General features: G+C 45.2%; 20 protein-coding genes. 5 read left to right on the top strand and 15 right to left on the bottom strand.

Going from position 1 to position 21,802, the window contains the following annotated elements:
* Nucleotides 1-123: 123 nt before the first annotated feature.
* The 3 genes from WBA89_RS13500 to WBA89_RS13490 form a co-directional block, all read right to left on the bottom strand.
* Complete coding sequence (locus WBA89_RS13500; protein ID WP_424407166.1) at nt 124-1,023, bottom strand: class I SAM-dependent methyltransferase; 900 nt, start codon at nt 1,021-1,023, stop codon at nt 124-126.
* 101 nt (nt 1,024-1,124) lie between these two features.
* Nucleotides 1,125-3,632: an ATP-binding protein gene (locus WBA89_RS13495; RefSeq protein ID WP_424407164.1), complete on the bottom strand. Its 2,508-nt coding sequence runs from the start codon at nt 3,630-3,632 to the stop codon at nt 1,125-1,127.
* Between the two features lie 444 nt (nt 3,633-4,076).
* Nucleotides 4,077-4,805, bottom strand: a complete 729-nt coding sequence (locus WBA89_RS13490; protein WP_424407162.1) for a TVP38/TMEM64 family protein — start codon at nt 4,803-4,805, stop codon at nt 4,077-4,079.
* Between WBA89_RS13490 and WBA89_RS13485 the strand changes: the two genes are divergently transcribed.
* Nucleotides 4,805-4,957, top strand: a complete 153-nt coding sequence (locus tag WBA89_RS13485) for a hypothetical protein (RefSeq protein ID WP_424407160.1) — start codon at nt 4,805-4,807, stop codon at nt 4,955-4,957. The two genes, WBA89_RS13490 and WBA89_RS13485, sit on opposite strands and share 1 nt — an antisense overlap.
* A gap of 102 nt (nt 4,958-5,059) precedes the next feature.
* On the opposite strand, the gene arsS is transcribed toward WBA89_RS13485, so the two are convergent.
* The 7 genes from arsS to WBA89_RS13450 all read right to left on the bottom strand — a co-directional run bounded on the left by arsS (nt 5,060) and on the right by WBA89_RS13450 (nt 9,897).
* Nucleotides 5,060-6,046 (bottom strand): arsenosugar biosynthesis radical SAM (seleno)protein ArsS, encoded by a 987-nt coding sequence (gene arsS, locus WBA89_RS13480; protein WP_424407158.1) that lies wholly within the window; start codon nt 6,044-6,046, stop codon nt 5,060-5,062.
* Nucleotides 6,047-6,478: 432 nt separating this feature from the next.
* The gene (gene arsC, locus WBA89_RS13475; protein WP_424407156.1) at nt 6,479-6,874 is read right to left on the bottom strand and encodes an arsenate reductase, glutathione/glutaredoxin type; all 396 of its coding nucleotides are present in this window, start codon (nt 6,872-6,874) and stop codon (nt 6,479-6,481) included.
* 209 nt (nt 6,875-7,083) lie between these two features.
* A complete protein-coding gene (gene arsH, locus WBA89_RS13470; RefSeq protein ID WP_424407154.1) occupies nt 7,084-7,737 on the bottom strand; it encodes an arsenical resistance protein ArsH in 654 nt (217 codons plus the stop codon).
* A gap of 7 nt (nt 7,738-7,744) precedes the next feature.
* Nucleotides 7,745-8,449: an MIP/aquaporin family protein gene (locus WBA89_RS13465; protein ID WP_424407152.1), complete on the bottom strand. Its 705-nt coding sequence runs from the start codon at nt 8,447-8,449 to the stop codon at nt 7,745-7,747.
* A gap of 145 nt (nt 8,450-8,594) precedes the next feature.
* Nucleotides 8,595-8,963: an ArsR/SmtB family transcription factor gene (locus WBA89_RS13460; RefSeq protein ID WP_424407150.1), complete on the bottom strand. Its 369-nt coding sequence runs from the start codon at nt 8,961-8,963 to the stop codon at nt 8,595-8,597.
* A 99-nt stretch (nt 8,964-9,062) separates the two neighbouring features.
* The gene (locus WBA89_RS13455; RefSeq protein WP_424407147.1) at nt 9,063-9,317 is read right to left on the bottom strand and encodes a hypothetical protein; all 255 of its coding nucleotides are present in this window, start codon (nt 9,315-9,317) and stop codon (nt 9,063-9,065) included.
* 295 nt (nt 9,318-9,612) lie between these two features.
* A complete protein-coding gene (locus WBA89_RS13450) occupies nt 9,613-9,897 on the bottom strand; it encodes a hypothetical protein (RefSeq protein WP_424407145.1) in 285 nt (94 codons plus the stop codon).
* A 132-nt stretch (nt 9,898-10,029) separates the two neighbouring features.
* On the opposite strand from WBA89_RS13450, the gene WBA89_RS13445 reads away from it, so the two are divergent.
* Together WBA89_RS13445 and WBA89_RS13440 are read left to right on the top strand one after the other, a co-directional pair.
* On the top strand, nt 10,030-10,257 hold the full coding sequence (locus WBA89_RS13445) for a hypothetical protein (protein ID WP_194067282.1): 228 nt from the start codon (nt 10,030-10,032) through the stop codon (nt 10,255-10,257).
* On the top strand, nt 10,257-10,670 hold the full coding sequence (locus WBA89_RS13440) for a PIN domain-containing protein (RefSeq protein ID WP_424407143.1): 414 nt from the start codon (nt 10,257-10,259) through the stop codon (nt 10,668-10,670). Before WBA89_RS13445 ends, WBA89_RS13440 begins: the two co-directional genes overlap by 1 nt.
* An 87-nt stretch (nt 10,671-10,757) precedes the next feature.
* Here the strand turns inward: WBA89_RS13440 and WBA89_RS13435 are convergent, their stop codons facing one another.
* Entirely contained in the window at nt 10,758-11,432 is a 675-nt protein-coding gene (locus tag WBA89_RS13435; RefSeq protein WP_424407141.1) for a HEAT repeat domain-containing protein, read from the bottom strand.
* Nucleotides 11,433-11,947: 515 nt separating this feature from the next.
* Here WBA89_RS13435 and WBA89_RS13430 point away from each other — a divergent pair.
* Nucleotides 11,948-14,407 (top strand): CBS domain-containing protein, encoded by a 2,460-nt coding sequence (locus tag WBA89_RS13430; RefSeq protein ID WP_424407139.1) that lies wholly within the window; start codon nt 11,948-11,950, stop codon nt 14,405-14,407.
* A gap of 577 nt (nt 14,408-14,984) precedes the next feature.
* Here WBA89_RS13430 and WBA89_RS13425 read toward each other — a convergent pair.
* The 4 genes from WBA89_RS13425 to WBA89_RS13410 form a co-directional block, all read right to left on the bottom strand.
* Complete coding sequence (locus WBA89_RS13425) at nt 14,985-17,360, bottom strand: GumC family protein (protein WP_424407137.1); 2,376 nt, start codon at nt 17,358-17,360, stop codon at nt 14,985-14,987.
* 889 nt (nt 17,361-18,249) lie between these two features.
* The gene (locus WBA89_RS13420) at nt 18,250-19,677 is read right to left on the bottom strand and encodes an MFS transporter (protein ID WP_424407135.1); all 1,428 of its coding nucleotides are present in this window, start codon (nt 19,675-19,677) and stop codon (nt 18,250-18,252) included.
* A gap of 73 nt (nt 19,678-19,750) precedes the next feature.
* Complete coding sequence (locus WBA89_RS13415; RefSeq protein ID WP_424407133.1) at nt 19,751-19,873, bottom strand: hypothetical protein; 123 nt, start codon at nt 19,871-19,873, stop codon at nt 19,751-19,753.
* Nucleotides 19,874-20,391: 518 nt separating this feature from the next.
* A complete protein-coding gene (locus WBA89_RS13410; protein WP_424407132.1) occupies nt 20,392-21,069 on the bottom strand; it encodes an ATP-dependent Zn protease in 678 nt (225 codons plus the stop codon).
* A gap of 293 nt (nt 21,070-21,362) precedes the next feature.
* Between WBA89_RS13410 and rseP the strand changes: the two genes are divergently transcribed.
* The coding region (rseP, locus tag WBA89_RS13405) for an RIP metalloprotease RseP (protein ID WP_424407130.1) at nt 21,363-21,802 on the top strand (440 nt) is incomplete at its 3' end.

The following is a 21,802-nucleotide window of genomic DNA, read 5'->3' as shown; positions in this document are numbered from 1 at the left end:
CAGTTAACAGTTAACAGTCATCAGTCATCAGTTAACAGTTAACAGTTAACAGTTAACAGTTAACAGTCAACAGTTAACAGTCAACAGTCAACAGTTAACAGTCAACAGCCAACAGTCAATAAATCAAGCAGGAGAGGGAATGCCCGGTAAATCGCCATTAAAATCAGGAGCGCGATCGTCCAAATTCCGCACCTGCGCCTGAGACACCGGCTCGAAATCTTCTCCAGAAAGAGGTTTCACGCCCTGCGTCACCTGATGCACCCACCAGTGTTCCTGAGTTTGCACCGCAGCAAATCCCGCCGCCCCCGCCCAAGCATCAATGCTACCAGCCGCGTAAGACTTAATATAAGGCTCTTCAAAGATATCAGTCAGCCACTCTGTCTGCCGCAAAGTTTTTTGATTTCCGTCCAAAATTGCCACTTGTCCCCCAACCTTCAGCAGTCGGAAGCTTTCTCGCAAAATTGCGCGCGAGACAGCAGGCGGCGTTTCGTGAAACAGCAAGGAAGCTGCGACTAAATCGAAGCTGCTGTCAGCAAAACCCACGCTTTCAGCATTTCCGTGCAACCACTGGATATTTAAGCCGGCTTTTTGTGCCTTCATTTCGGCGACTACCAGCATATAAGGCGACAAGTCCAGGCCGACAACTTCCGCTTCGGGAAAGGCTTGTTTGAGCATCAGGGTTGTCGAACCGGTGCCGCATCCCAAATCGATAATTCGGCGCGGTTTGACCCGCACAGCGTCAATTAAGCCTTGTCTGACGACTGTTTCGTGGGGAGGCAAGACGTATTGGGTAATAGGATCGTAGGAAACGGCGGCACTGGGGTTGAGGTAGCCGCCTTTGATGCCGTGAAAGTTTTGGCTGCTGTAATATTCGGGATAAACTAGGTTGGGTTGTCGGTGGCGATCGCCCGCTGTTTCCCAGTCAGTACCTTCGTAGAGTCGTTTCATTGCTTCTTCGTCGATCGCCAGCCGGATCAGCGGCGACAAAAAGCGCTCGAAAATTGTATCCTTGCCAACAGCCATAAAACTCCTGTCACAAAAACTATTTTAATTTTAGCCAATAGCAGTAAACTTAGCATTAATTAAAGCTGTTTGTCTCCTCAAACCTCTATCCATTATCTCCCCTACATTGCTCGCTGCCCAACTTCCCTTTTATTGCTTGCTTCTTGTCGCTCATTACTAATAGGAATTTTTATTAAAAACTCCGTCCCCCCGCCCGGAGGTTTAGAAATGTTGATGCTGCCGCCGTGTCCGTCTACGACAATTTTGTAGCTGATTGCTAACCCCAAACCCGTGCCTTTTCCCACTGGTTTGGTAGTAAAAAATGGGTTAAAAATTTGGTCTAGAACGCTGTCGGGAATGCCGGGGCCGTTGTCGGCGATCGCCACTTTCATAAATTTCGCACTCTTTTCGCGAACTACTCCTGTGGAAATAGTAATGATTTTATCCAGGCGATCGCTCTCGTTCAAGGCATCGACCGCATTGCTCAGCAAATTCATAAACACCTGATTTAGCTGAGACGGATAGCAGTCTACTAAAGGCAATTTTCCGTATCTCTTGACTATATAAATGCCATTTCTGATTTTGTTGGAAAGCAGCAGCAAGGTATTTTCCATGCCTTCGTGAATGTCCGCCTGCTTTTTGTCTGATTCGTCGAGGCGAGAAAAGTTCCGCAAAGAAAGAACGATGGTGCGAATGCGTTCGGTTCCTATTTTCATAGAATTCAATATATGCGGCAAATCTTCCTCGATAAAATCTAGCTCAATTTCTTCTGTAAAATCGGCGATTTCCGGGGGGACTTCTGGGAATGTTTGTTTGTACAAACTCACCAATTCTAATAAATCTTTAGTATATTTTGTGGTGTGAGGCAAATTAGCCGAAATGAAGTTAACCGGGTTGTTGATTTCGTGCGCTATCCCCGCCACCATTTGACCGAGGGATGACATTTTTTCGTTCTGCACTAAATGAGTTTGAGTCTTTTTCAGTTCCTGCAAGGCACTATTGAGCAGTTTTACTTGGTCTTGGGTTTGAGTGTAAAGGTGAGATTGAGTAATTGCGATCGCCAATTGGTCTGCTACAGATTTTAACAGTTGAATTTCCTCCCCGCTCCAAAACCACTGAGCAGCGTGGCTGCAAATTAAATAACCCTGCCGCTGATTTTGAGTCTGGACAGGTACGGCTAAATAGCTATTAGCTTTAAGTTCGATCGGTTGATTGGTACTCCCAGTCCAAGTGTCGCCGGGAAAAATAATTGGCTCGGATTGGTCGCTTTGTACTGACAAATTTTCCATCAAGTAAGGCTGAAAGTTTATGGGTTGTGTCGGACACTCAGATTCGCAACATTCCCACAAAATTTGTAAGGTTTTGTTTTGCGGTTCGTACCAACCAAAAGCTGCTCGTTCTAGATGCAGCAAATTTACTATTTCTTCGACGGTACTTTGCACGATTTTGTCTAATTCTAGAGAAGCGCGAATGCGTCCAGCAATCCGGTTGAGCATGGCTTCTCGCTCGGCTCTGGCGCGATTGTTTTCTGAGGAGTAAATTAGCCAAATTGCTGCTAGCATTGTTGGGACGAGCAGTCCGGCGACGACGGATGTCAGCAAATTTAATGCTTGCAGTTGGGATTCAATATTTTCGCGGGGAATTACTAAGGCCATCGACCAGTTAACTTCTTTGAGGGGTGCGTAGGCCGCATACACCCATTTGTTATCTATTTTTACCAGTTCGATGTTGGTCTGGCGATCGATCATCTGCCGCGCAACGGTGGAGAGTGCGGAATCTTGTGACTGTAAAAAGCTTGGACCCGGCCGATCGCTATTTCCGATTAAGTTATTGTTGGGATGAACAATTGGCACTCCTTCGGAATTGAGCGCAAAAGCATAACTTTCGGAACCGTAGTGCAGGCTGCTAGCAACATTTGCTACTCGGTCTAATTTAATGCTGCCCGAAAGGACTCCAATTACTTGATTGGGTTCTGAAGGCAAGGCCCAAATAGGAGCTGAAATCACGATCGTCGAAACTTTTGTACTGCGGCCGATCAGCGGGTCGGAAACGTTGATTTGTCCGGCCATTGCTTTTTTAAAGTGTTGGCGGTCTTTGATGTTCGTGCGGTTGTCTAGAGTGTTGATTAATGAGCCGTCGGGTTGAGTTAATGACAGGATGAAAAACTCTTTTAATCTATATATTTCTCCTTGCAACCGGGGTTCGACTACTTCCCAATTGAGAGTGCGAACTGTAGGAGAGTAAGCGATGGTTTCTATTTCTGCTTTGCGGCTGCTGAGCCAGCGGTCGATTTCATCGGTGCCTTTTTCTAGTTTTAATAGTGCTATTTCTTTTAAATTGTCGAGAATTAGTCCGCGCACAAAAAAATAGCTGACGCAAGCAGTTGTGCTAATGGTTAAAGCCGTGGTGCCGAGAATTAGCAGGGTTAGCAAATGGCGGCGCTGCCGTCTGTGCTGCCAAAGACTTTCCAGTTGCTGCCAGCGCGATTGAGCAGAAGTGCTGATGTTTTGCCAAAAGCGGTGCAGCTTTTTTGTTTGGTGGCATGGCTGTGCTGACACATCTCTGGCTGGATTTGCTGGGTTTTGCATCATCAAATGTTCTCGTCGAGAGTCAAATTGATTAAACGGCATTTATTACTGGTTATCCGGCAGAATTAATCAACCAAATAATAAGGGTTTGAGTCCTGATCGGTTCAACCAATCAGGAGTTACAGTCCTCACTCCATATAACTTTTATGCCGACCGCGCGTTAGCGAAGCCCTCGAAGAGGATCGCATTTTATATTTTGCATTAACCTGATTTTTAAACTTTTGGTTTATCTATTGAAGATTAGTTATTTAAGATATAGGGGTTCTCAAGCGTGGTGAGGTATGCCCTAGCCCACGGAGGCAGCGGAGCCCTATGCCGGATAGTACCTTATCTTTTTGAGACTCGGCTATATTTAATATCTATCTTGTTTGTATAACAAAATTCTTGTAAATAACACAGAGAAAATACGGAGTTTTTTAAATTAGCCGTGTATAATAATGTATGGACAAAACCGTATTGACAATTTTGCTAATTTGCGCTGCGGATTCAAGCAGAAATTTTTTCGTCTAAAGCTTTTTTTGCCAAGCGGGTTGCATAAACGCTAAGGGCGATCGTTGCTAGCAAACCAATGCCGTAGAGAGCCCACTCAGCAGCAGTGCGCGATCGCCCGCTAGATCCGAGTTCCGCCAAACTCCCGGCCAGGGAACCGATATAAACATACATGACTGTTCCGGGAATCATGCCGATCCAAGATGCGAAAAAATAGTCTTTTAGAGATACCTGCGTGACACCAAAAGCATAATTGAGCAAATTAAACGGAAAAATAGGAGAAAGCCGCGTCAGCAGCACAATTTTCCATCCCTCAGAGGCAACTGCGGAGTCGATCGCCTGAAATTTTTGATTGTTTTCTATCTGTTTGGAAACCCAGTCGCGAGTTAAATACCGCCCTACCAAAAAAGCGCAAGTTGCACCTAAAACCGAGCCGATGGAAACGCAAACCGAACCGCCCACAACTCCGAACAAAACGCCAGAACCCAGAGTCAGCAAAGAACCGGGGATAAATAGAACCGTTGCGACAATGTAAATTAGAATAAAAGCTGCCGGGCCCCACGGGCCGAGATTGGCGATCGACTCCAGGGCATTTTTCAAAATTCCTTGAAAGTTAAAAAACTGTGCCGCCACAATCAAAGCCAAAACTAAACCAATCCCTAAAATCAACTTCCACTTATTTGATGGCGGCGGATTTTGCTCGGTTGGCGATCGGGAATCATTCATTGCTTAAAATCTCCATTCTCAATAATATGGGCATGGGGAATTGGGAATTGGGAATTGGGAATTGGGAATTGGGAATTGGGAATTGGGAATTGGGAATTGGGAATTGGGAATTGGGAATTGGGAATTGGGAATTGGGCATTGTTAGCTGTTGACTGTTAACTGTTAACCGTTAACTAATGACTAATGACTAATGACTAATGACTAATAACTAATGACTAATGACTAATGACTAATGACTAATGACTAATGACTTCTCAAGTCAAAGTGCCGCCGCAGCTAGAACCGCAACCCGCCGTACAGCCGTAACAATAAGCAGCAGTTTGCACATTTTGAATCACATCTAAACTGCCAGATTCCAGCAATTTAGCAACAGTTATCTGTTCCCCGCTGCGAGTTTTAGCCGGCAGATTTTCCATTTGGTTAAAATCGCAGTCGTAGACATTGCCCAAATAGTCGATCGACAATTCATTGCGGCACATTAAATGATCCACAGTACCGGGATTAAAATTATCCTCCAAAAACCCCAGATAAGGCTTGTGCAGTTTCTTGTGTTCCAAATGAAACTTAGTCCGTCCCACCGGCAAATTAGTAATCGCGAACAAGTGATTAAAACAAATCCCAAAATTTTCAGCTAAATAAACCTGATAATCTCGCTGTAACTTGCCTTGTTCCGCTGTTAGCGAAAACTTATCTGTTGTCGGCACTTGCGGATTGTACACCAAATCCAGAATCAAATTTGGGTTTTTTCCGTATCCCAACTGATTCAGCTTTTGCAGCGCCCGAATGGAACTGTCAAAAACACCGCTGCCGCGCATTTTGTCAACATTATCAGCTTGGTAGCAGGGAAGCGATGCAACTATTCTGAGTTGGTGCTGCGCGCAATATTCAGGAATATCCTCAAAACCTTTTTCAAAGTAAATCGTTAAATTAGAACGAACAATTACCTCTTTACCTGTTGCCCTGGCAGCTTCCGCCAGCGGTTTGAAACCGTAAAGCATTTCGGGAGCACCGCCGGTGAGATCGACAGTTTGAATTTGAGGAAAACGGCGAATAATTTCAATTAATTGGTCGCAAACTTCCGGGGAAAGTTCTTCTGTTCGTTTCGGGCTAGCTTCTACGTGACAGTGAGTGCAAGCGAGGTTGCAGCGTTTGCCGAGATTAATTTGTAAAACTGTAATCTGCTTTTTAGTTAAAGCTGAGTTGAGTTTGTTTTTGAAAGGGGTGATTGCTGTCTGAATCATCTGCTAAGTTTTTTAGTCTTTGCTGGCAACGGATTTAGAGGCGTTCTGGTAGAACCTCTCTGATAATTTAGCACTAATTTTGTGGATGCGACAGTGACAATTTTTAACTTGTTGCTACAAATTTAATTGAAACTCACATCTCGCACCATTCTTAAAAACAGGCAAGATGCCTGTTCCACAAAGAGTGAATTTCTTGTGGGGAGTAGGGTTTGGGTAGGAGATCCCGCCCGTAAAAGGCTTATTGACAATACTGCAACTCAGTTAAAACTGACATCTTGCACGATTCTGGCTTAACAAGCAAGATGCCTGTTCCACAGGAGAGTAATTTTCTTGTGGAACAGGCATCTTGCCTGTTCATAAAAGGCTTATGGACATTACTGCAAGAGCTGAATTAAAACCGACAAGGTAAGAATTATAATTTTGACACTAATCTTACTTTAGAGTGTCAACTAATTTCTCAACTCGTGCTTTAATTTCATCTCGAACGCGGTGAAAAGTTTCGATCGGCTTTCCGTCGGGGTCATCTAGTTGCCAATCTTCAAATACTTCTCGCAATACCCACGCTTCGGGTAAATTCACGCCGCAGCCGCACAGAGAAATTACGGCATCGTAGTCTTCGGCACAGAAATCGCTTAAAGATTGTGATGTTTGGTCTGCGATATCAATGCCGATTTCTGACATGACTTGAATTGCTGTCGGGTGAACTCTGCTTGATTCTAAGCCGGAACTGGTGACAGCAATCTTGCCGTTTCCGATGGTTTTAGCGAATCCTTCTGCCATTTGCGATCGGCAGGAGTTTCTTTTGCAAACGAACATTACTTTTTTCATGGTTTTTGTTGGTTGTGAGTTGTGAGTTGTGAGTTGTGATTTGTGAGTTGTTAGGGCCCCGGCGGTTAGAAACCGCGGCTACACAACCGAAGTCCACCTCCGTGGACTGAAGAGAAATTCTTGATTCTTCAACCCGCGCAGGCGGGTTTTGTTTTTGTAGCCGCGATTTCAATCGCCGGGTAATTCGATCGCCCGATGTTTCGATCGCCTTAATTAACTTCCAGGGCACGATTTGCTAGGTCGATCGCCTCCTTAGCAGCTTGTTCCTTGCGTTCGCTGTGCCGATCGGTCAAATAATCCACTTGCTCCCGCAACAGCAGGGTAAACTTGTACAGTTCCTCCATCACGTCGATCGCCCGATCGCGAAAAGCCGAATCCTTCATCGTTCCATCTTCATTAAACTCCTGATAAGCCTTAGCAACCGAAGACTGGTTCGGAATCGTAAACATCCGCATCCAGCGGCCCAAAATTCTCAAAGTATTGACAGCATTAAAAGACTGGGAACCGCCGCTGACTTGCATCACCGCCAAAGTTCTACCTTGAGTCGGTCTGACAGCCCCAATACTTAAAGGAATCCAGTCAATTTGATTTTTCATAATGCCAGTAATATTGCCGTGCATTTCTGGACTAGACCACACTTGACCCTCCGACCACAGGCTTAATTCCCGCAACTCTTGAACCTTCGGATGAGTATCAGGAACGCTGCCATAAATCGGCAATTCCCAAGGATGAAAAAACCTAACTTCTGCACCGAAACCCTCAATAATTCTCGCCGATTCTTCCGCCAATAAACGGCTGTAAGAACGCTCCCTTAAAGAGCCGTATAAAAACAAAATTCTCGGTTTGTGCGTGAAACTTTTCATGATACTTTCAATTAAAGTCCCGAAATCCGTTCGACAGTTCCCGATAAACTGCGACTGCTAATTGCGCTCCCCAAATCGGAGCAATCCAGTAAACCCAATGGTGTTCCCAAATGCCGCCAATTAAAGCTGGCCCCAGAGAGCGGGCAGGATTCATGCTCGCTCCGGTAATCGGCCCCATAAATGCAGCTTCCAGTCCTACAGTTAACCCAATTGCTATCCCGGCAAAACCGATGTGAGCGCGTCTATCTAATCCCGAACCGAGGATAACAATCATCAGGATAAAAGTTAATACAGTTTCTAAAATTAGAGACTGCAACCAATTGCCGTTTAGAGGAACTGTTGCACCGAGATTTGCCACTTTTCCTAGGCTAATTAGCAGCAGTTGAGAAGCTGCGATCGCCCCCGCACACTGCGCCAAAATATAGGGCAAAACTTTGTATTTTGGGAAAAAACCGCTCGCCCAAAACCCTAAAGTTACGGCTGGGTTAAAGTGCGCGCCGCTGATGTGTCCGATCGCGTAAATCATCGCTGCTACAACTGCACCAAATACAAAACTGATGCCTAAATGAGTTACTGAACCACCGCTAATTTGGTTAACCATCACCGCGCCGGTGCCTGCAAAAACTAGAATAAACGTGCCGAGGCCTTCGGCGATCGCTTCTCGGCTGCAATCTCTCGCCCCTGAAGCTAACTTCTTTACTGTTGCACCCATCGCTGTCAACTCATTGGTTGCCAAAGATCATATCAAAATTATTTGATATGTCAATTTTTTTCTTTTGGTTCGATCGTCCCGGATGCAAGTCTCCGTAAAACGAGAGAGAAGTTTAGTCAGAACGATCGAATCAATAGAGGTTGCTTTACCGGACAAGATCCGCGCCAGCACAAGGGCGCGCCGGCAGGATCTGGATGAAGCGGCGGTACTCGGCGAGGTACTGTTCCAGGGCGAGAAACTGAGCGAAATTGAGGCTGTAGTATATCCAGCGGCTTTCTTGGCGGCTGCGGACTAAACCGGCTTCTTTTAAGGTTTTGAGGTGAAAAGAGAGTTTAGACTGAGGGACAGAAAGCCGATCGCACAAATCGCAAACGCACAATTCTTGCTCCCGCAGCAACTCCAAAATTTGAATCCGCAGGGGGTCAGAAAGCGCGTGAAAGCCTGCGGAGACAAGTTTTTCTGAAATCTGCGGTTGGGCCGTGCGATCGCCCCCTGCCGTAGAATTTTTAAGCATCAATTATTTTGAAAACATCCATACAAAACATCATAGTTTCTCCAGCTTCATTCCAGAAAATTGGTGGATTTAGTATCGACATATCCTGCCGGCGGAATATTATTTCGGATTCTCTACCCGCGCCGGCACATCAGTCAATCCGGCTTTCTGCATCAGCGAAATCACCCCTACAGATAGAATTCCCCCAATAACTACCCCGACAACTACCAGGATGAGAAAACCTTTTTGCAGAGTTTTCTTAGTAGCCGGGTGGTACTGTGTCGGCAATGCTTCACCTTGCTCGTCAACTTCTTGATCCAAGGGGTCTAGCGGATCGGACGGATTTGAGTTAAAAGGATTGGGTGCTTGATTCATGGCTAGTTTTGGTTAAAGGAGATTGACAACTATTTTAACTTGCGATTTGCCCTGGCAGCTTAAATAATACATTCTGGTTTTACTCAAGACTCGATAAAATTTATTAAGATACCTAGAATTTTACCAACATTATTAATAAAATATTCGCTGTTGTCAATCTCGATCGCAATTCCTGATAATTTGAAAAATTTCCAGATACTCCCAGTTGTGACTCGATTTTATGATTCCGATGCAACCGGAAACGATAGGACTGTCTGTTCGGGCGATCGGCTAATTAGAAAATCGCAATAACCGCTCAAACCCTAGCAGCGTCTACATTGAATTCTCGACCTAAAAATAAACTCATCCGTTCCGGCAGCAGTTTTTTGATTTCAACTAATATTATCGGCGCGACAATTAGCTCGGATCGAGCTTTCTCCGAATTAATTTCTAGTGCTAAAGGCAGGTTGAATTGCAAAGTTTCTTGCAAAAAACTGCTGGGTTCTATTTCTGGAATGTCGGCAAACAAGCCCATCTTGCTCGAAAAGGCGATGCCGAAAGCTGCCTTAATCTGTTCGATGCTAAATTGACTGTAGGGCATTTAAATCCCTCTCTAGAAAAATTAAGTGTTTTTAAGAAGCTAACATTATATCACTTGAAGCGCTAAAATTTTGAAGCGGGGGTATTTATATACTTGCCACTTGTCCAATGCTTTGTTTTAAAGATAATTACTATGACGTTACGCGAACTTCAAGACCGAGCACTGAGGTTGTCTGCCGAGGAGCGATGGCAGTTAATTAATGCTTTGATGCGATCGCTCCAACCGAAACCCCGATCGAAGGTGAAGCCGAAGGGTTTAGCCGCGAGTTTAATTGGCATTGCGAAAACGGACGCGCCACCACCTACAGATGCCGAAGTAAAGGCAATGTTGGATGAGCGGTTAGTGCAAAAGTATCTGTGATGAAAGTTTTATTTGATACCAATGTTTTACTGGATGCAATGCTTGCCCGCGAACCTTTTGTAGCAGATGCTGCTTTTTTACTGAATGCAGTTGAATCGGGGCGAGTTGAAGGGTTTATGTCGGCGACAACCGTTACGGATGTGCATTATTTGGTGGGACGACAAACCAAGAGTTCTGAAGCTGCGATAGCTGCTGTAACTCGACTGTTGGCATTAATGGAAATTTGTGCGGTGGATCGAGAGGTTCTGGAGCAGGCGATCGGGCTGGGATTACCTGATTTTGAAGATGCGGTGCAGATAGCGTGTGCGATCGAGTTAGAGTTAGAGGCGATCGTTACTCGGGATGTGAATGGATTCGCAGGGTCTCCGATTCCTGTTTTGTCACCTCAAGAACTGAGAAATCGGTTGAGCTAGCAGAGGACTGAATAAATGAAGGGATCGGTGTTTCATCGCCGTCTTAAAAGCGCGGAAATGAAACACTTACAAAAGTATCGGTATCTGTTATCCTTCTGCTTTCTCTAAGCGATCGAGAGAAATTGTTGCCGCTTGAGATACTTGGGGATTGCTGTCTTTTTCTAAGTATTTCAAAGCCGAAACGCTCTTGGCGCTGGGCAAATTCCCCAAAGCTTCAGCCAGCCTCTGCCGGATCAGCCAATCTTCCGATTGAGTAAAATCGAGGATGCGATCGATCGCGCCAATGTCCTTAATTTCCCCCAAAGCCGAAATCGCCGCCTGCTGGATCACCACTTGCTCGCATTCGAGAGCTCTCAGCAGTACGTCGCGAGCCCGGGGATCTTTGAGATTCCCCAGAGAAACAGCAGCACTGAAGCGCACCAGCCATTCAGTATCTTCGTAAAAAGCCCGCACCAAAGCCTCAAAAGCTCGGATGTCTTCGAGATAGCCCAAAGCACCGGCAGCGTCAGCGCGAATGCCGTAATCAGGTTCTGTTTCTAACAATTTGACTAGAATAGGATAGCACTCAGCAGTCGGTTTGACTCCGAGAGCAAACACAGCCATCGATCGCACTTGCAAACTTTCATCATTCAACACCTTTTTAATCAAAGGTACGGCCTCTGCTGCCGGCACGTTCCGCAAGTTAGCCAAAGCCACCATGCGATCGGCGGAATTTTCGCTTTCTAACTTGGCTGCAATTTGTTCTAAGCTTAAAGTTGTCATTATCGGTAAATCTTGTAGTAAAACTTTACATTTTGGTTATTTTGATTATAAGCGAGTCTCCGGTTAAAAGCAGGCAGTAAAAACCGCCCCGCGTATCTTACCTTTGCAAACTGATGAGACGATGGATCGGAAGGTCATTCGATTTTCCATTTTTCGATTTGAGATTTGAGATTGACCCCACGGCTCAATTCGGGGGCTCTTCTGATTTGAGATTCCAGATGCTCCCGATTGATTCCACGGATCGATCGCGTGGCGATACCACCCTTGAAATTCGCTTGTCATTGGGAAATGGAAATAATAAATTAGAAAGTCTATTATTAAAATCCCAAGCACAGGCGAGGTGTTTCTAGTGTTTGTGCAGTTCTCTAAGACTTTGCCCGATCGTGATACCAGTTTCCCAAACAATGCAACTCGGTAGCTCGCACTCCAAACCCGCTCTGCAATCAATCGTTCCCCCATCCCCAATCGAAAATGGTATTAGCCACCCTCTGACAACCTGCCACCTGCCATCAACTATGTCCCTTTACCACCCACCCTTTTACTCCTCAGCATTAGAACAGGCGATCGACCGCTACCCCCTAACCGCAGGGCCTGATACTTCCTTAGCAGTGGCGGTCGCCCTGATGAGTCAGTTGCAAAATAGTTGTCCCCTCATCAAAACACCTTTACCCTCCGATCGGGGGGCGATGAGCGAAGCCTCCGCCTCGGACAAGGTACGGGCCCGCTGCGTCCTAGTTGTGCAAAACCAGCAGACTATTAGCACGGGCAACTTATCCGAAAACCCCAGCCGCGGGCTGTTGCTGGGCATATTAACTCCCGCCGACTTAGTGACGCTGATCGCTTGTGGCAAAATCGACACTCAGAAAAAAGTAGCGCTGCACAAAATACCCATTTCCGAAGTAATGGGGACGGTGTCGGTTTTCCTCACAGCATCCGACGACCAAGACGTATTCGGCGCTTTATCGTTATTTCGCCAGCACAAAATTCGCTATTTGCCGATCGTCAATCAATTTCGCCACTTGGTAGGAGTGCTGACTAGGGAAAGAATTCGGCAAGTATTGCAGCCTTCAAACATTCTGAAATTGCGGCGGGTAGCAGAATTGATGACTACGCCAATTACAGCGCCCCACACCAGCTCGCTCAAAAGCATCACCGAACTGATGTCAGAGCATCAAGTCAGTTGCGTAGTCATTACAAAAAACAAAGAATTAACAATGGAGAAGCCCAAAGATGACTATACCTCCATTTTTCACTATTCCTTTCACCAACCTTTGGGAATTATTACCGAATACGACATCGTGCAGGCACTGTTTCTAGAACTAAATTTCGAGCAAACCCCAGCTCAAAAAGTCATGAGAACTCCCCTGCAATTTCTGCAACCTTCCGATTCCCTGTGGACGGCGCACAAACAAATGCAGCAGCAACAAGTGCAGCGGTTGGTCGTGTGCGGGGGGCGCGGAGAACTGTTGGGACTGATTACCCAAACCAGCTTGCTCCGAGTCCTCGATCCCACAGAAATGTACCGAGTTGTCAAACAGTTGCAGCAGTCGGTTTATCAACTGCAAGCGGAAAAATTGGAACTGCTGCAAAGCCGCAATGCCAAACTCGAACAGCAGGTGCGGGAACGGACTGCAAAACTCCACGAACAGGTGCAGCGCGATCGGCTGTTAACTCAAATTTCCTTGCGGATTCACCAATCCTTAAACCTCGAAGAAATTCTCAACGCCAGCGTCGATGAAGTCCGGCAAGTTCTGCACGCCGACAGAGTAGCGATCGTGCGTTTGGAGTCGAAGGATTTGGGCATCGCCGTGGCAGAATCTGTTGCATCGAAATGGTCTTCAATCTTGGGAGAAATCATGCCAGATACAATGTGGCATGAATCTGCGTTCGCGCTCGAACAGGAAATATACGCCGTCCCCGACATCGAGCAAGCTAATTTAAATGCCGAAACATTTGCGCGATTGCAGCAAGCGCAAATCAAAGCTTATTTGATTGTACCAATTTTGCAAGACAGCAATTTGTGGGGCGTGATGTGCGTCCATCAGTGTTCCAAGTCGCGGCAGTGGCAGCCTTCGGAAGTGGATTTGCTGCTGCAACTGGCAACTCAAATCGCGATCGCCATTCAGCAAGCCCAACTTTACCAGCAAGTACAAAATCTCAACACCGACCTCGAACGCCAAGTCCAAGAACGCACCGCCCAATTGCAGCAAAAAGTGCAGGAACTCCAGCATTTAAACGTTCTCAAAGATGAATTTCTCAGCACAGTTTCTCACGAACTGCGAACGCCTTTAGCTAACATGAAAATGGCTATTCATATGCTGAAAATTTCTCCCACAGCAGATAGAAGGCAGATTTATTTAGAAATTTTAGAAACAGAATGTACTAGAGAAACTGATTTGATTAATGCTTTGCTAGACTTGCAGCGGCTCGAAGCAGCAGCTTGTCCGATCGACCTCGAACCAGTAAACTTAGAAGTCTGGCTGCCTGCGATTATCGAGCCATTTTACACTCGCACCCAGAACCGCCACCAGCATTTGCGAGTAGAGTGCGATTCTCACCTCCCCACGATCAGTTCCAACCGCGCTAGTTTGGGACGAATTTTAGCAGAAATCCTCAACAATGCCTGCAAATATACCGCCAATGACGGCGAAATCTCTCTCAGGGTTGAGTGCAAAAACGGACACTGGGAAGGCGGAGGAAGCGGAAAAAATCCGATCCAAGCAACTGATTTGAATTCCTCCATCCAATTTACACTCAGCAATCAATCGTCGATTTCGATAGAGGAATTGCCTCGAATTTTTGATAAATTTTATCGAGTTCCCAACGCTGACCCCTGGAAACAAGGAGGTACAGGTTTGGGTTTAGCTTTGGTTCAAAAACTTGTCGAACAGTTGCAGGGAAAAATTGAGGTTGAAAGCAGCAATGGCTGGACTAATTTTACCGTAACATTTCCTACTAACCTGGATGAGAATTAGTCCGCCATCAGTTGATTTGAGCTTTGAGATTTACTCGACCAATTAATCTGGGAAATTGAACAAGAGTCGGAAATCTGTAAAAGTGCGATCGTTTTTAATCCCAGTCCCGATCGTAAAACTTGCATTCGGAACGATCGAACGAATATTATGCCATTTTTCTAAAATTTTGCAACAGTATCAAGGACGGGTTGTTGAATATTTTCGCTTGTAGCAAGGATCTGGGTGAACCCGCCCTACAAAAACTGTTGCAAAATTTGTGAGAATCAGTATTGTTGCGATCGTCCTTTTCGCACAGGAACTCATATCGTTTGCTCGTTACCAGGCTCTGCCTGGTAATGCAGATCCGGAGGCTCTGCCTCCTTTGAGGAAGGCAACTTACAGGAGAGAGAACTGTAGGATGTGTTTAAGTTATTAAGTTTTCGATCCTCATATCGTTTCCGGTTGCATCGGAATAATAAAATCGAGTCGTACCGCCAACAGTCAACAGTCAACAGTCAACAGTCAACAGTCAACAGTCAACAGTCAACAGTTAACAGTCAACAGTCAACAGTCATGAGGAGTGCAACCGGAATTGATCTCACTCTTTTTTGGGAGCTAGTTTGCGGATACCAGACTCTACTGGTGCAAAATTTAAATATTCATTTTTATCTTCCAAAGCCAATGATTTAGATGGTTGATAATTCTTGCCTTTAATGGGGTGATTGGCAACTGTGCCCAAGCATGGTATGCCAAAATTTTCTAATTGACTGAAAATCGTTTGGACTACAGAAAACTTGGCCTGACGAATTGCTACAACCATCAGTATGCCATCTGTGCGCGCCGATAAAAAATTCGCATCTTTACTGTCAACCAGCGGCGGCGTATCGTAGATAACTAAGTCAAATGATGCGTGAAGTTCTTCCATTAAATACTGCATCCCAGATGAGGCAAGCCGTCTGGCAGCACCGGGAACAGGAAGACCCGCAGTTAATACAAAAAGATTATCTTCTAAATGCGATCGCTGGATAATTTCGCTGGGTTGGTATTTATTGTCGAGCAAGTTGCTCAATCCCTTGAGATTAGGCAGTTCCAACAGCAAGTGCAGGCTGGGCGAATGCAAATCGGCATCTACTAACAGCACTCGCTGGCCCGCCAGCGCTGCCACGTGAGCTAAGTTTAGAGCAACAGTAGATTTGCCTTCGTCAACTGTAGCCGAACCAACTGCCAAAGATCTAATGGTTCGATTGGAAGAAAGAAAGCGAATATTAGTATAAAGAGAGTCAAAAGCTTCTATAAATTCTGAAGCAACTTTTTTATTCCCCTTTTTTCCTTCAATATAAGCATAGGAATTAGCAATAGAAGGCGGAAAAGTTTTAGCATTTTTGTCCCGAGGAATCACTCCCAATAAAGGTACCTCAAACGCATCTTTAATGTCATCAGGAGAGTAGAAAATATTGCGTAACTTTTCAATCAGGATAGCGACTCCCAAACCCAATACTAACCCCCCAACAATTGCCATGAAAAATTTGTTGGCATTTTTCGAGGGTACGGGAATATATTTGCCAGTCTTAGGATCTCGCGGTATCCGGGGCTCCGAAATTATTTCCCAAGGTACTTGGCTTTGAGCAGCTTGGACGCGCAGAGTTTCTCGCTGAGTTAAAAGTTGATCGCGGGTGCGGGATGCTATGTCTAATTGCTGTTGCAGTTCGTTGTAGCGGCGGGCTATACTGGGGAATTCTCTTGCTTGTCGGCTCAAATCATTTTTTGTTTGGCCGATCGCCTGACTGCGAGCTTCTAAAACTTGAACTTGGTTAGCAGTATCAACCAATTGTTTGATCAAGCCTATGCGAATCGAATTTTGAAAATTCTGAACTTTAGCATTCGCTTGCGCTCCTACTAAATTTTGCCCCAAAATTCGATCTGTTTGCTGGTTGAGCAAAGCTACTAAATTTGCCCGCTTGCGCTCTAAAGCTTCCACTATCGGGTTAGCAGCTTTAAAACGAGCTGTTTCTACAGCAATCTGACCTTCTACTTCCTTAACCTTAGTCAGCAACTCTTTATATTGAGGTTCTTCGCTTAAAGCTGAAGCAGCAATAGCTTCATTCGGTGTAAAATCTAATTGTTTTTGCAAGTTAGCATACAGCGTTTTTTGTTCCTGAAGCAGCCTTTGAGTTTCTAACTCTAAAGTTTCTACGGTACGAATTTGCTGGATCAATTGCGCGCCTTGTTCTTTAGGATCTGTAATCTTTTGCTGCTGCTGTATCACCTGCAACTCTGACTTCAGGTCATTTACGCGCTTGCTTAGTCCCGGAAGCTGGTTTTCAATAAACTTAACTCCTTCACCAATGCGACTCTTGCGTTCGTCAAGGCTGTACTTTAAATATTTCTTTTTAGTTTCTTGTAAAACAAACTCAATTACTTCTGGTTCTTGCGCCATGAAACGAACTTCCAAAATTTTAGTTTGCGTCAGCTCATTGTCTCCGAGGCGCAAAACTAGCAATCCTTTTTTAAGAAGTTCCTCGGTCATTTCTGGATACTTTTTTTGGACTTGTTTCGTAATAGCCGATAGCATCTCAGGACTCTGGAGAATTTGAAGTTGAGTTGCGTAGTCCAAACTAAAAAAATCTCGACTAGGCACTCCCCCCCCCTCGCTGCGATTGGCGAGTGCAGCGGGGTCAGCTATTCTGGCCTCCGTTGTCACCGGTTCCACTAGCATCCGAAAATCGCCTTGAAATGTTTTCTTGCTTTGCTTGATCTGAAAATAAACTGCACCGCCTGCTAGACCTACAATCCCGATGATGACTAGGGCTTTTCGCGCAAAAGTCCTAAACAACGGCTTGAGATTCAATCCTTTCTGAGGCTGCCCGCTTAACTCCTCTCCCTCGTCAACGGAAAAGTGCTGCACCTGTCTGCTCTGGTTGCTAATGGGTACGATATGAGAGTCCTGTTCTTTTTCCATGTTGACCTCTTTCATATTTTTTTGTGAAATCAGCTTTGTTCTGTGTCCATTGTGATTGATACTTTCACCCTTGACTTCAGGATATCACAGGAGATTCTTGGTTGGTCGGTTCTAGTTCCTGCTAATAGTTCTCACTACTTTCACATCATACACAAACATAACTAAATCTTTATGTTTTGCGTGCTGCAATTTTTTTTTACTAATTGTTTGAGTGTTGTATCCGACTGTATTTTTTTTTCTGTGTTGCGCTTCAATTCAGGCTTTATGGGCCGCTGTGCCAACTTTTCCCGGTGTCGCCGAGCTCGGTAGCCATCGCGCGATAACTTTACCAAAATTTTACAATTTGCCCTCACACCTCAGCAGCCGATCGCGCTGCTATTGCCTTGTTATCTATTATGCCACTTTCCTGTTGAACGTCAACTGTAGCACCTGTTAACTTACCTGCTAATTGAGAGACTAAAAAACGGACATTTTCCCTCTAGATATAATTAGCAGCATTCAGCAGACTTTTGGAACTGCCACTAATCGAATCAATTTCCGATAAAAATCTGGCTTTTGTTGATAATTATCAACTTTTCGACGAGCTGGATGACTGTTTAAGTCAATCTAGTTATTTGTCCCTAGGATGATATCACAAACTCACCACAACTCTCATATCATACACCGATCTCAATAGTGAGAAATTGACATAAAATTTAATGATTGGCGAGTTAAAAGTCGATCGACATTGCGAAAAACTCAAGCTTTAGGAGTGTTTATACCTGGAGCGAGTTGCTGGCGACACATTCTTAAAGGAAGAAAAAGAGTTAGCACATAATGGGAAGATTGCTATAGATATCGCCAGGATTAGCTCTTGGTAGCTGTTAGTTTTTGAGTTTAGTAATTCCACATTGCCGATCGCAGTTTACTGATTTTGTGCTTTCTTTTCTCGAAGCTGCAACAAAATTGCTGCATGAACTTCGCGGGTAATCGGATAAAAATATGTGAGAATCATGCCGCAAATTAAAGCAATTGTGGGCAGGGGGCCGATCGCAAATCGAATCGCGAACAGCGCAGAATCTGGCTGTATGGGAGGGGCTTGTCCCTGAACTGTGGCAAGAAATCCAGCTTGTTCTAATGCTTGTCCTACAAACCACAAGCCCAATGCCAAACCAATTTTTTGCAGCAACACCATAAACGAATAGAACACGCCTTCGCGTCTTTCGCCTGTTTGGAGTTCGTCGAGTTCAATCACATCCGGTATCATCGACCAAGGTATGAGATAAGCAGTGGAAACTCCCACCCCGGCCATTACTGCTAACAAATACATCTGCACTACTTGTCCCGGTTGCAGGAAAAACAGTCCGGCTTGGGCGATAATCCACAAACTCATGCCCATAAAATAAACAGCTTTTTTGCCGTATCTCTCGCTGACTTTACTCCAAACAAATAGCATGGCGAGTGCCGTGCCTTGAACTGCGATCGCAGTTTGGGTAAAAGTTGCAGCCGGCAGTTTCATCCAGTTGATGACAAAATAGGGCAAAATAGAAGCAGTTAATTGCACGCCCAGCCAAGAACAGAGATAAATTCCAATTACGTATAAAAAAGGACGATTGTTAAATGCAATCCGCAATTGTTCTTTCAGCGGCAAGGAAGTTGAGTTGTCTTCTCCTGGATGTTCTTGCAATTGAGATAAAACGTGTTTGCGGGTTCCCAAAAAGCACCAGTACAAAGGCAATACTGAAATCACTGCACAGAGTGCGCCTAATATTAAGTATTTTTGGATGTCATCTTTAACTATTGCAAAGATAATTTGCGCTATAATTAGCGACAAAATGCTGCCGCCGATGGAGAAAGAAAACCGAAAACTGTTAAGGCTAGTGCGTTCGTTGTAGTCTTGGGTTAATTCTGGAGTGAGGGCGGTGTAAGGCAGGTTAACGGCGGTGTAGGCGGTGTTAAATAAAATGCCGATCGCCACATAGTACCAAAACAATATCGTAGGATCTTTGCTGGGAACAATCCACTGCAAAAAGAAGAAGATGCCGAAAGGAATTGCGCCGTAAACCATCCAAGGATAGCGGCGGCCCCACCGATGAGATGTGCGATCGCTCAAAACCCCCACAATCGGGTCATTTATAGCATCCCAAACCTTGCCAATTAACAAAATGTTACTAGCAGTACCCGCAGCCAAACCGGCGACGTTAGTAAAGAAAAACAGCAGGAAAAATACCAGAACATTCGCCGTAATTGCGGGGCCGAGGTCTCCGGCACCATAAGCTAATTTTGTTGAGAAACTGAGTTTTTTGGTTTCGAGGTTGTCGGCTGCTGCTTCAGGGGGGGAAGTATTGCTCATAAGCTGATGTTTCGGGATTTTTAGGCAGTCTCAGTCTTTCCAGTAGGAGTATAACTCACGCTACGTCGCTATACTAAGTTTTTTTTGGGCGATCGGGATGATTTTGAATAATGGGTAATTGGTAGTCGATCGACAAATGCTTCCCAAGTATAATCGCTGATTCGTCAATATCTTTTGCATCGAGCAAGTAAAGCATTTTTGCTATGTTGCAAATAGCGTTTATTTGTATTGGCGGTGTTCCCAGTTCGCTGACACCGACACCGCACCATTGGAGGCAGATGCGGAAACGGAACAGCTACAGCATTTTTTGTGATTTTTTGTTCGCTGTTTGCCGTTTTGTTGCGAAATGTTTTGGTTGTTATAGCAATCCTTGCAGGAGTCGTAAAGTTTTTTACCCCACCCCAACCCTCCCCTTATTAAGGGGATGGAGTAAGAAATTCACAAATGATTTAGGATTCCTATACATCAGTTGTTAATCCGATAATATTTATGCTGTTACTACCAAATTTGGGTAACATACTCCTTTGATAATGGAACCGCGAAGACGCAAAGAACGCGAAGAGAAGAGGAAAGAGAAGAGTCAGAATATCGAGGGGATGGCAAACTCGGATTTGGTATTAAATCCTCAACCCGGTTTGTAGGCCGAATCAGAGTTTTAGCGATCGACCTACAAAAAAACTGGACTCTGTCAGGCAACAGGGGGCAATTTTTGTGCTACAAATTTTGTTGAATCGTGTCGCAGCACTCAGCAACAGTTGCTCTTTTTTCCATTGTTTCAACTAGGGCTTCGTAAGCTAATTTGTGGTTTTCGAGTAGGTTTTTTGCTCGCATGGAAGCTAAGTTTTGTTTGAGTTGAATTTCGGAATTGGGACGGCGCAGTTGTGTGAGGATGGCGCGGATTTTTGTGCGGTCTTCTGCGCCGCCTTGTGCGCTGCCATAAACAATTTTTTCGGCTACTATTCCGGCCATCCACACTGTACAATATTGGTCTAAAATTTGGGATGAAAGAGTGCCGCTTTGGAGTTGAGATGCTAGTTGTTCGTCTTCAAATCGGACGCCGCCTTGGGCTGTTTGACCTTGTTTGAATGCTTCAAGAGCGCTGAGGGCGTAGCTGGTTACGGGAATTCCTAACAGGTGGGCGACTAGGAAGTGTCCGGCTTCGTGGTGGAGGATGCGATCGCGATTTTGTTTGGAACTTCCCCCCAGCAAATCTACTAAAATTGCGCCGCCTTGACCTTGCCACTGGAAACTGTCGAGGGTTGCTAGCCCCAACAGGCAAAAAGTGGCGATCGCAGGTACGGCCTCTGGTAAGTTGAATAGGGGCCCTAACAATATTGAAACGGTGATGGCGAAGATAGAAATAGCGATAATATTCAAAGATGTGTCTTTCATAATTGGGAATTGGTAATGGGGAATTGATAACTGGGAATTGGTAATAGGAAATTGGGCATCGGCCAAACAGGGCCGAAGAGCATCGGCCAAACAGGGCATCGGTTGAATTATTTTTTTTCCTTCTTCCTTGAGAAAGGCGAAAAGTTACATCAGCCCGATCGCTTACCGGCCGGGACTTCCGAAAAAAACATACCATCTTCTAGTTTGACTGAAAATTGTCGATCGTCCGCCACCTATATTAAAAAGATATTAAAATAAATCAAAGTAAAGTAAAAGTGTTAGTGGAATCCTTCATGTCAGTTTTGGCAGCGATCGCAGTTTTAGGTATCTTGATTGTCGTTCACGAACTCGGCCACTTCTTGGCGGCGAGACTTCAACACATTCACGTCAACCGCTTCTCTATCGGTTTCGGCCCCATCCTCTGGAAGTACCAAGGCCCGGAAACTGAATACGCCCTCCGCGCCTTTCCCCTGGGAGGTTTCGTGGGTTTCCCGGATGACGATCCAGAAAGCAATATTCCCCCCAACGACCCGAATTTGCTGCGAAATCGCCCCGTGCTCGATCGGGCGATCGTGATTAGCGCCGGGGTGATTGCCAACTTGATTTTTGCTTACTTCCTGCTGCTGGTGCAGTTGACCACTGTCGGCGCAGCATCCATAAACTACCTACCCGGAGTTAAAGTCCCGGAAGTCGCAGCAGAAGTCAGTTCGGCAGCTCAAAAAGCCGGAATTCG

The sequence above is a fragment of the Microcoleus sp. genome (assembly GCF_049646505.1).
Lineage (GTDB): Bacteria > Cyanobacteriota > Cyanobacteriia > Cyanobacteriales > Microcoleaceae > Microcoleus.
The sequence above is the reverse complement of the archived record's forward strand: the minus strand, read 5'-3'. Positions and strand labels throughout refer to the sequence as shown.

Bases quoted from the DNA above. Each gene is read 5' to 3' on its own strand.
- WBA89_RS13425 (WP_424407137.1), bottom strand. From the start codon at position 17,360: ATGAAAGAGGTCAACATGGAAAAAGAACAGGACTCTCATATCGTACCC.
- WBA89_RS13465 (WP_424407152.1), bottom strand. From the start codon at position 8,449: ATGGGTGCAACAGTAAAGAAGTTAGCTTCAGGGGCGAGAGATTGCAGC.
- WBA89_RS13500 (WP_424407166.1), bottom strand. From the start codon at position 1,023: ATGGCTGTTGGCAAGGATACAATTTTCGAGCGCTTTTTGTCGCCGCTG.
- WBA89_RS13450 (WP_424407145.1), bottom strand. From the start codon at position 9,897: ATGCCCTACAGTCAATTTAGCATCGAACAGATTAAGGCAGCTTTCGGC.
- WBA89_RS13430 (WP_424407139.1), top strand. From the start codon at position 11,948: ATGTCCCTTTACCACCCACCCTTTTACTCCTCAGCATTAGAACAGGCG.
- WBA89_RS13435 (WP_424407141.1), bottom strand. From the start codon at position 11,432: ATGACAACTTTAAGCTTAGAACAAATTGCAGCCAAGTTAGAAAGCGAA.
- arsC (WP_424407156.1), bottom strand. From the start codon at position 6,874: ATGAAAAAAGTAATGTTCGTTTGCAAAAGAAACTCCTGCCGATCGCAA.
- WBA89_RS13490 (WP_424407162.1), bottom strand. From the start codon at position 4,805: ATGAATGATTCCCGATCGCCAACCGAGCAAAATCCGCCGCCATCAAAT.
- arsS (WP_424407158.1), bottom strand. From the start codon at position 6,046: ATGATTCAGACAGCAATCACCCCTTTCAAAAACAAACTCAACTCAGCT.
- WBA89_RS13460 (WP_424407150.1), bottom strand. From the start codon at position 8,963: ATGCTTAAAAATTCTACGGCAGGGGGCGATCGCACGGCCCAACCGCAG.
- WBA89_RS13410 (WP_424407132.1), bottom strand. From the start codon at position 21,069: ATGAAAGACACATCTTTGAATATTATCGCTATTTCTATCTTCGCCATC.
- WBA89_RS13495 (WP_424407164.1), bottom strand. From the start codon at position 3,632: ATGCCGTTTAATCAATTTGACTCTCGACGAGAACATTTGATGATGCAA.
- WBA89_RS13445 (WP_194067282.1), top strand. From the start codon at position 10,030: ATGACGTTACGCGAACTTCAAGACCGAGCACTGAGGTTGTCTGCCGAG.
- WBA89_RS13440 (WP_424407143.1), top strand. From the start codon at position 10,257: ATGAAAGTTTTATTTGATACCAATGTTTTACTGGATGCAATGCTTGCC.
- arsH (WP_424407154.1), bottom strand. From the start codon at position 7,737: ATGAAAAGTTTCACGCACAAACCGAGAATTTTGTTTTTATACGGCTCT.
- WBA89_RS13415 (WP_424407133.1), bottom strand. From the start codon at position 19,873: ATGCTTTACTTGCTCGATGCAAAAGATATTGACGAATCAGCGATTATA.
- WBA89_RS13455 (WP_424407147.1), bottom strand. From the start codon at position 9,317: ATGAATCAAGCACCCAATCCTTTTAACTCAAATCCGTCCGATCCGCTA.
- WBA89_RS13420 (WP_424407135.1), bottom strand. From the start codon at position 19,677: ATGAGCAATACTTCCCCCCCTGAAGCAGCAGCCGACAACCTCGAAACC.